The sequence below is a fragment of the Massilia sp. Root418 genome, assembly GCF_001425265.1.
Taxonomy (GTDB): domain Bacteria; phylum Pseudomonadota; class Gammaproteobacteria; order Burkholderiales; family Burkholderiaceae_D; genus Rugamonas.
The window spans coordinates 88939-97309 of record NZ_LMEC01000003.1 but is presented as its reverse complement, the minus strand read 5'-3'; the positions used below and the strand labels follow the sequence as shown (position 1 = coordinate 97309).

The following is an 8371-nucleotide window of genomic DNA, read 5'->3' as shown; positions in this document are numbered from 1 at the left end:
TCTGGCGAAGCCAGGCTCGATCAAGCCGCACAACCACTTCACCGGCGAGATCTATGTTCTGTCGAAAGACGAAGGCGGCCGTCACACCCCGTTCTTCAATAACTATCGTCCACAGTTCTACTTCCGTACGACTGACGTGACCGGTTCGATCGAGCTGCCAGCGGACAAAGAAATGGTTATGCCAGGCGACAACGTGTCGATCACTGTCAAGCTGATCAACCCGATCGCCATGGAAGAAGGTCTGCGCTTCGCAATCCGCGAAGGCGGCCGTACCGTGGGTGCTGGCGTCGTTGCCAAGATCCTCGGCTAAGAATTCGCGCCAAAGACTAGCGCCCGACTGCAGTCGGGTGCTATAATTGCGGATTCACTGATCAAGTTTTACGTAGGGGCGTAGCTCAATTGGCAGAGCGTCGGTCTCCAAAACCGAAGGTTGGGGGTTCGAGGCCCTCCGCCCCTGCCACCGAATCTGGTGCAGGGCACCGAAAGTAAAATAGAATGTCTAATCAATCCGTGCAAACCGTTAGCACGTCAAACGACAAGTTCAAAGTCGTGCTGGCAGTGGTTGCAGCGATTGCAGGCGTAGTCGGGTTCTTTTACCTGGCAGGTCAACCATCCCTGGTGCGGGCAGCTGCGCTTGTGGGTGGTTTGCTTATTTCCGCCGGCATTGCTTACACCTCTACCTCCGGCCGCGATTTCCTGAATTTCGCCAAAGAAGCCGTCCGCGAAACCAAAAAAGTCGTTTGGCCTACGCGCAAAGAAGCAACGCAAATCACGATGATCGTGTTTGCCTTTGTATTGGTAATGGCTGTGTTCCTCTGGGGCACGGATAAGTTGCTGGAATTCCTGTTGTACGACGTGATTCTGGGTTGGAAACAATAATGAGCGAAAATGTGCAGCAAGACGACGTGCCGGGCGAAGTTCCGGCACCGGCACAAGATGCCGCCGCACCGCTGAGCACGCCAGTCAGCAATAAGCGTTGGTATGTTGTGCACGCTTATTCCGGTATGGAAAAGAGCGTCCAGCGTGCGCTGACCGAGCGCGTCGAGCGCGCCGGCATGCAAGACCAGTTCGGCCAGATCCTGGTCCCCACCGAAGAAGTGGTGGAAGTCAAGAATGGCCAGAAGTCCGTCACCGAGCGCCGTTTCTTCCCCGGCTATGTGCTGGTGGAAATGGAGATGACCGACGAAACCTGGCACCTGGTGAAAAACACCAGCAAGGTGACCGGCTTCATCGGCGGCAAATCGAACAAGCCTACTCCGATTCCTGCGCGCGAGATCGACAAGATCATGCAGCAAATGCAGGAAGGCGTTGAGAAGCCGCGTCCGAAAGTGCTGTACGAAGTGGGCGAGCAGGTCCGCATCAAGGACGGTCCGTTCACCGACTTCAACGGCAACGTGGAAGAAGTGAACTACGAGAAGTCCAAGGTGCGCGTCTCGGTCACCATCTTCGGCCGCGCCACCCCGGTTGAACTTGAGTTCGGCCAGGTCGAGAAGGTTTAAGTTTAGCAGCAAGCGCCCACGGAGCGCGGCTCCGGCCGAATCCACCAAGAGGAGCCCTGCCAAGCTGTACCGGCGGGGCGCTACTACTCAAACCCAAAGATAGGAAGTGCCCAAATGGCAAAGAAAATCATTGGCTTTATCAAGCTGCAAGTGCCAGCCGGTAAAGCAAACCCATCCCCTCCAATCGGTCCAGCGCTGGGTCAGCGCGGTCTGAACATCATGGAATTCTGCAAAGCGTTCAACGCGCAGACCCAGGGTATGGAACCAGGCATGCCGATCCCGGTCGTGATCACCGCCTTCGCCGACAAGTCCTTCACCTTCGTGATGAAGACCCCTCCAGCGACGTACCTGATCAAGAAGCACTCGGGCGTCACCAAGGGTTCGCCGAAGCCACATACCGACAAAGTCGGCAAGCTGACCCGCGCCCAAGCTGAAGAAATCGCAAAACTGAAGACCCCGGACCTGACCGCCGCCGACATGGACGCAGCAGTGCGTACCATCGCTGGTTCCGCACGTTCGATGGGCATCACGGTAGAGGGCATCTAATCATGGCAAAACTGTCCAAACGCGCTCAAGCCATCAAGGCTAAAGTAGACCGTACCAAAGTGTACGCTTTCGACAACGCAGTTGCTCTGATCAAAGAACTGGCCACCGCCAAGTTCAACGAATCGATCGACGTGTCGGTACAGCTGGGTGTGGATCCTAAGAAATCCGACCAGGTTGTGCGTGGTTCCGTCGTGCTGCCAGCTGGCACCGGCAAGACCGTACGCGTAGCCGTGTTCGCTTCGGGCGAAAAGGCTGAAGCGGCTAAAGCAGCCGGCGCCGACGTTGTTGGTATGGAAGACCTGGCCGAGCGCGTCAAAGCCGGCGACATGCCTTTCGACATCGTCATCGCTTCGCCAGACACCATGCGTATCGTTGGTACCCTGGGCCAGATCCTGGGCCCACGCGGCCTGATGCCTAACCCGAAGGTTGGCACTGTTACCCCTGACGTTGCTACCGCCGTGAAAAACGCGAAAGCCGGCCAGGTTCAGTACCGTACCGACAAGGCTGGTATCATCCACGCCACCATCGGCCGCAAGTCCTTCGACGACGCCGATCTGAAGCGCAACCTGGTTGCCCTGATCGAAGCGCTGAACAAGGCCAAGCCGGCATCGTCGAAAGGCGTGTACCTGCGCAAAGTAGCGATCTCGTCGACCATGGGCGCTGGCGTCCGTGTGGACCACGCTGGCCTGGCAGCCTAAGCAGGCGTAGGGCGGGTCAGGCGCGCAGCGCCGTAACCCGCCAAAGAATTAAGTCCCGGTGCAAACCGGGCGCATCTTTGGGCTGGCGGTGCAAGCCGCCAGGCAATCAAAGACCGTTGGGGTGGGGGCAGCAGGCAGGCTTTCCGCTTAATCGCCACAAGCGCCCAACGCAGATGGTGTACCCGAACAAGTTTTGCAGTCCATTGGACTCCTAACCTCGGACGCCGTTGTTCGAACCGATGTGCGGCATTTGCCAAACATCATTTAAGGAGGTTGACCGTGGGTCTCAATCTGAATGACAAAAAGGCCGTCGTAGCCGAAGTTTCCGCAAAAGTAGCAACTGCGCAAACCGTGGTCGTGGCCGAGTACCGTGGCATCCAGGTTGCTCACTTGACGCAACTTCGTGCTAAAGCGCGTACCCAAGGCGTATACCTGCGTGTTCTGAAGAACACCCTGGCCCGCCGTGCAGTAGAAGGTACGCAGTTCGCCGCCCTGGCTGACAGCATGACCGGTCCGCTGATCTACTCGATCTCGGATGATGCCGTTGCAGCAGCGAAAGTCATCAACGACTTCGCCAAAACCAACGACAAACTGGTCATCATCGCCGGCAACTACGCAGGTAAGCAGCTGGATAAAGCTGCTGTTACCGCGCTGGCGAGCATTCCTAGCCGTGAAGTCCTCATCTCGCAGCTGTTGGGCGTTATGCTGGCTCCGGTATCGGGCTTTGCACGTGGTCTGGCTGCTCTGGCAGCGAAAAAAGGCGAAGGTTCGGAAGCTGCTCCTGCAGCCGAAGAAACCGCCGCTGCTTAATTGCTACGGCAACAGCATCGCGCTTTTTTTCTCAAGTAAACAATTCTGTAGCATACAAATAAATTAGGAGTTTCAAATGGCAATTTCCAAAGACGATATCCTGAACGCAGTGTCCGAAATGTCCGTAATGGACCTGAACGACCTGGTTAAAGCTTTCGAAGAAAAATTCGGCGTGTCGGCAGCAGCAATGGCCGCTCCAGCAGCCGGCGGCGCAGCAGCTGGCGCAGCAGTTGAAGAGCAGACCGAATTCAACCTGGTTCTGTCCGAAGTTGGCGCAAACAAAGTTGGCGTGATCAAAGTTGTTCGCGAAATCACCGGTCTGGGCCTGAAAGAAGCTAAAGACGTAGTTGACGGCGCACCAAAAGTCGTGAAAGAAGCCCTGTCGAAAGCTGACGCTGAAGCCGGCAAGAAAAAGCTGGAAGAAGCTGGCGCCAAGGCCGATCTGAAGTAATCTAGTTGTACCGGCGAGCAGTTTTCGCCCGAGCCAAAGTGAGGTATTCCTTCCGAAAGGGAGGAATGCCGGCTTTGGCTCCTTTGTCGTCTTTGTCGTATTTGTAGCGCGTAGTTGTCACATCATTGCGCCGCAGTTTGATCATATCGACCTGAAATGATAGAGGCTTGAGGTTTCGTCTGTGTGACGTTCGTTCCGCAGCGCACCTTGCAAAACCTGAATTTTCTATCCTTTCTGTCACTCACGGAGTGTCCATGCACTACTCATTTACTGAGAAGAAACGCATTCGCAAGTCATTCGCGAAGCGCGCCAACGTCCACAACGTTCCGTTCCTGCTGGCTACCCAGCTCGAGTCCTACCACAACTTCCTGCAAGAAGACATCGCACCGTCGACGCGCAAGAATGACGGCCTGCAGTCGGCCTTCACCTCCATTTTCCCCATCGTTTCGCACAATGGCTTCGCGCGTCTCGAGTTCCTGTCGTACGTGCTGGGCGACCCCGCCTTTGACGTCAAGGAATGCCAGCTGCGCGGCCTGACGTTCGCGTCGCCGCTGCGCGCCAAGGTGCGTCTGGTGATCCTGGACAAGGAATCGCCAACCAAGCCTGTCGTCAAGGAAATGAAGGAACAGGAAGTCTACATGGGCGAACTGCCCCTGATGACCACCACCGGTTCGTTCGTGATCAACGGTACTGAGCGCGTTATCGTTTCGCAGCTGCACCGCTCCCCGGGCGTGTTCTTCGAGCACGACCGCGGCAAGACCCACTCGTCCGGCAAACTGCTGTTCTCGGCCCGCATCATTCCTTACCGCGGCTCGTGGCTGGACTTCGAGTTCGACCCGAAAGACATCCTGTTCTTCCGCGTCGACCGCCGCCGCAAGATGCCAGTGACCATCCTGCTGAAGGCCATCGGCATGACGCCGGAGCAGATCCTGGCGAACTTCTTCGTGTTCGACAACTTCCACCTGCGCTCCGAAGGCGCCGAGATGGAATTCGTGGCCGAGCGCCTGCGCGGCGAAGTTGCGCGCTTCGACGTGGTGGACCCGAAAACCGGCAAAGTGCTGGTCGCCAAGGACAAACGCATCAACGCCAAGCACGTGCGCGACATCGACGCGGCTGGCCTGAAGCACATTTCCGTGCCGGAAGACTACCTGCTGGGCCGTGTGCTGGCCAAGAACATCGTGGATCCGGAAACCGGTGAAGTGGTGGCCAACGCCAATGACGAACTGACCGAAGACGTGCTGGCACGCCTGCGCGACGCGTCGATCGCCGACATCCAGACCCTGTACACCAACGATCTGGACCAGGGCGCCTACATTTCGCAGACCCTGCGCATCGACGACACGATGGACCAGACCGCCGCCCGCATCGCGATCTACCGCATGATGCGTCCAGGCGAGCCGCCAACCGAAGAATCGGTGGAAGCGCTGTTCAACGGCCTGTTCTACAGCGCCGACCGCTACGACCTGTCCGCCGTCGGCCGCATGAAGTTCAACCGCCGCATCGGCCGTGACGAACTGACCGGCATGATGACCTTGTCGAACGAAGACGTGCTGGCCGTGATCAAGATCCTGGTCGAGCTGCGCAATGGCCGCGGCGAAGTCGATGACATCGATCACCTGGGTAACCGCCGCGTACGCTGCGTGGGCGAACTGGCTGAAAACCAGTTCCGCGCCGGCCTGGTGCGCGTTGAGCGCGCCGTGAAAGAGCGTCTGGGCCAGGCGGAAGCCGACAACCTGATGCCGCACGACCTGATCAACTCCAAGCCGATCTCGGCTGCTATCCGCGAGTTCTTCGGTTCGTCCCAGCTGTCGCAGTTCATGGACCAGACCAACCCGCTGTCGGAAATCACCCACAAGCGCCGTGTATCGGCCCTGGGCCCTGGCGGTCTGACCCGCGAACGTGCCGGCTTCGAAGTGCGCGACGTGCACCCGACCCACTACGGCCGCGTGTGCCCGATTGAAACGCCTGAAGGCCCGAACATCGGCCTGATCAACTCGCTGGCACTGTACGCCCGCCTGAACGAGTACGGTTTCCTGGAAACCCCGTACCGCAAGGTGGAGAACAGCGTCGTCACCGACAAGATCGACTACCTGTCCGCCATTGAAGAAGGCCGCTACATCATCGCCCAGGCGAATGCGACCATCAACAACGAAGGCAAGCTGAGCGACGAGCTGGTGTCGGCCCGTGAAGCCGGCGAAACCATCCTGGTGTCGCCGGAGCGCATCCAGTACATGGACGTGGCCCCAGGCCAGATCGTGTCCGTGGCAGCCTCGCTGATTCCGTTCCTGGAACACGATGATGCGAACCGCGCGCTGATGGGGGCCAACATGCAACGCCAGGCTGTGCCTTGCCTGCGTCCTGAAAAGGCGCTGGTCGGTACCGGTATCGAACGCACTGTGGCGGTCGACTCGGGCACCACCGTGCAAGCGCTGCGCGGCGGCGTGGTGGACTACATCGATGCAGGCCGCGTGGTGATCCGCGTCAACGACGAAGAAGCGCAAGCTGGCGAAGTCGGTGTGGACATCTACAACCTGATCAAGTACACCCGTTCCAACCAGAACACCAACATCAACCAGCGTCCTATCGTGCAAGTGGGCGACCGCGTGGCCAAGGGCGACGTGATCGCCGACGGCGCATCGACCGACCTGGGCGAGCTGGCACTGGGCCAGAACATGACCGTGGCCTTCATGCCATGGAATGGTCTGAACTTCGAAGATTCGATCCTGATCTCCGAAAACGTGGTGAAAGACGACCGCTACACCTCGATTCACATCGAAGAGCTGTCCGTGGTTGCCCGTGACACGAAACTGGGCGCGGAAGAAATCACCCGCGACATCTCGAACCTGGCTGAGAACCAGCTGGCTCGTCTGGATGAGTCCGGTATCGTCTACATCGGCGCGGAAGTGACCGCCGGCGACACCCTGGTCGGTAAAGTGACGCCGAAGGGCGAAACCCAGCTGACCCCGGAAGAGAAGCTGCTGCGCGCCATCTTCGGCGAAAAAGCGTCGGACGTGAAAGACACCTCGCTGCGCGTGCCTTCGGGCATGGTCGGCACCGTGATCGACGTGCAAGTGTTCACCCGCGAAGGCATCGTGCGCGACAAGCGCGCCCAGCAGATCATCGACGACGAGCTGAAGCGCTTCCGCCTGGACCTGAACGACCAGATGCGTATCGTGGAGGGCGACGCCTTCCAGCGTCTGGAAAAGATGCTGATCGGCCAAGTGGTCAACGGCGGTCCGAAGAAGCTGGCCAAGGGCGCCAAGATCACCAAGGAATACCTGGACGATCTGGACAAGTACCACTGGTTCGACATCCGCCCTGCGGACGACGCCGCCGCTACCGCGCTGGAAGCCATCAAGGAATCCATCAACGAGAAGCGCCACCAGTTCGACCTGGCCTTCGAAGAGAAGCGCAAGAAGCTGACGCAAGGCGACGAGCTGCAGCCAGGCGTGCAGAAGATGGTCAAGGTCTACCTGGCCGTGAAACGCCGCCTGCAGTCGGGCGACAAGATGGCAGGCCGCCACGGTAACAAGGGTGTGGTTTCCCGTATCGTGCCGGTGGAAGACATGCCGTACATGGCCGACGGTACGCCGGCCGACGTGGTGCTGAACCCGCTGGGTGTTCCGTCCCGTATGAACGTGGGCCAGATCCTGGAAACCCACTTGGGCTGGGCTGCCAAGGGCCTGGGCATCCGCATCGGCGAAATGCTGGCGCAGCAGATCAAAGTGGAAGAGATGCGCAAGTATCTGACCACCGTGTACAACGAGTCGGGCCGTCCTGAGGACATCGACCAGTTCGACGACGAAGAGATCATGAAGCTGGCGCACAACCTGAAAAAGGGTGTGCCGTTCGCCACGCCGGTGTTCGACGGCGCGCACGAATCGGAAATCCGCCGCATGCTGGACCTGGCCTACCCTGACGAGATCGCCCACAAACTGGGCATGACCCCGTCGAAGAACCAGGTCACCATGTACGACGGCCGCACCGGCGAAGCGTTCGAGCGCAAGGTCACCGTCGGCGTGATGCACATGCTGAAGCTGCACCACCTGGTGGACGACAAGATGCACGCGCGTTCCACCGGTCCATACTCGCTGGTGACGCAGCAGCCACTGGGCGGTAAAGCCCAGTTCGGCGGCCAGCGCTTCGGTGAGATGGAGGTGTGGGCACTGGAAGCATACGGCGCGTCCTACGTGCTGCAGGAGATGCTGACTGTGAAGTCGGATGACGTGAACGGCCGTACCAAAGTGTACGAAAACCTGGTCAAAGGCGACCACGTGATCGACGCGGGCATGCCGGAATCGTTCAACGTGCTGGTGAAAGAGATCCGTTCCCTGGGTATCGATATCGACCTGGAACGCAACTAAGGC

At 58.9% G+C, this 8371-nt stretch carries 8 protein-coding genes and 1 tRNA gene; all 9 read left to right on the top strand.

Annotated elements, in window-relative coordinates; all coding sequences use genetic code 11:
• Positions 1-310 (top strand): elongation factor Tu (locus tag ASC94_RS06840; protein WP_082616314.1); only part of this gene is annotated, 310 nt, incomplete at its 5' end.
• Between the two features lie 74 nt (positions 311-384).
• Positions 385-460, top strand: a tRNA-Trp gene (locus ASC94_RS06835).
• A 35-nt stretch (positions 461-495) separates the two neighbouring features.
• On the top strand, positions 496-879 hold the full coding sequence (gene secE / locus ASC94_RS06830) for a preprotein translocase subunit SecE (RefSeq protein ID WP_056392625.1): 384 nt from the start codon (positions 496-498) through the stop codon (positions 877-879).
• Entirely contained in the window at positions 879-1499 is a 621-nt protein-coding gene (gene nusG / locus ASC94_RS06825; RefSeq protein ID WP_056392623.1) for a transcription termination/antitermination protein NusG, read from the top strand. Before secE ends, nusG begins: the two co-directional genes overlap by 1 nt.
• A 114-nt stretch (positions 1500-1613) precedes the next feature.
• Complete coding sequence (rplK, locus tag ASC94_RS06820) at positions 1614-2045, top strand: 50S ribosomal protein L11 (RefSeq protein WP_056392621.1); 432 nt, start codon at positions 1614-1616, stop codon at positions 2043-2045.
• 2 nt (positions 2046-2047) lie between these two features.
• On the top strand, positions 2048-2743 hold the full coding sequence (gene rplA, locus ASC94_RS06815) for a 50S ribosomal protein L1 (protein WP_056392619.1): 696 nt from the start codon (positions 2048-2050) through the stop codon (positions 2741-2743).
• 279 nt (positions 2744-3022) lie between these two features.
• Positions 3023-3553 (top strand): 50S ribosomal protein L10, encoded by a 531-nt coding sequence (rplJ, locus tag ASC94_RS06810; RefSeq protein WP_056392631.1) that lies wholly within the window; start codon positions 3023-3025, stop codon positions 3551-3553.
• A gap of 76 nt (positions 3554-3629) precedes the next feature.
• Positions 3630-4004, top strand: a complete 375-nt coding sequence (gene rplL / locus ASC94_RS06805; protein WP_056392617.1) for a 50S ribosomal protein L7/L12 — start codon at positions 3630-3632, stop codon at positions 4002-4004.
• Positions 4005-4258: 254 nt separating this feature from the next.
• Complete coding sequence (gene rpoB, locus ASC94_RS06800) at positions 4259-8368, top strand: DNA-directed RNA polymerase subunit beta (RefSeq protein WP_056392615.1); 4110 nt, start codon at positions 4259-4261, stop codon at positions 8366-8368.
• The last annotated feature ends 3 nt before the right edge of the window (positions 8369-8371 follow it).

Excerpts from the sequence above, each read along its gene's own strand:
- secE (WP_056392625.1), top strand. The coding sequence starts at position 496 with ATGTCTAATCAATCCGTGCAAACCGTTAGCACGTCAAACGACAAGTTC.
- nusG (WP_056392623.1), top strand. The coding sequence starts at position 879 with ATGAGCGAAAATGTGCAGCAAGACGACGTGCCGGGCGAAGTTCCGGCA.
- rplK (WP_056392621.1), top strand. The coding sequence starts at position 1,614 with ATGGCAAAGAAAATCATTGGCTTTATCAAGCTGCAAGTGCCAGCCGGT.
- rplA (WP_056392619.1), top strand. The coding sequence starts at position 2,048 with ATGGCAAAACTGTCCAAACGCGCTCAAGCCATCAAGGCTAAAGTAGAC.
- rplL (WP_056392617.1), top strand. The coding sequence starts at position 3,630 with ATGGCAATTTCCAAAGACGATATCCTGAACGCAGTGTCCGAAATGTCC.
- rpoB (WP_056392615.1), top strand. The coding sequence starts at position 4,259 with ATGCACTACTCATTTACTGAGAAGAAACGCATTCGCAAGTCATTCGCG.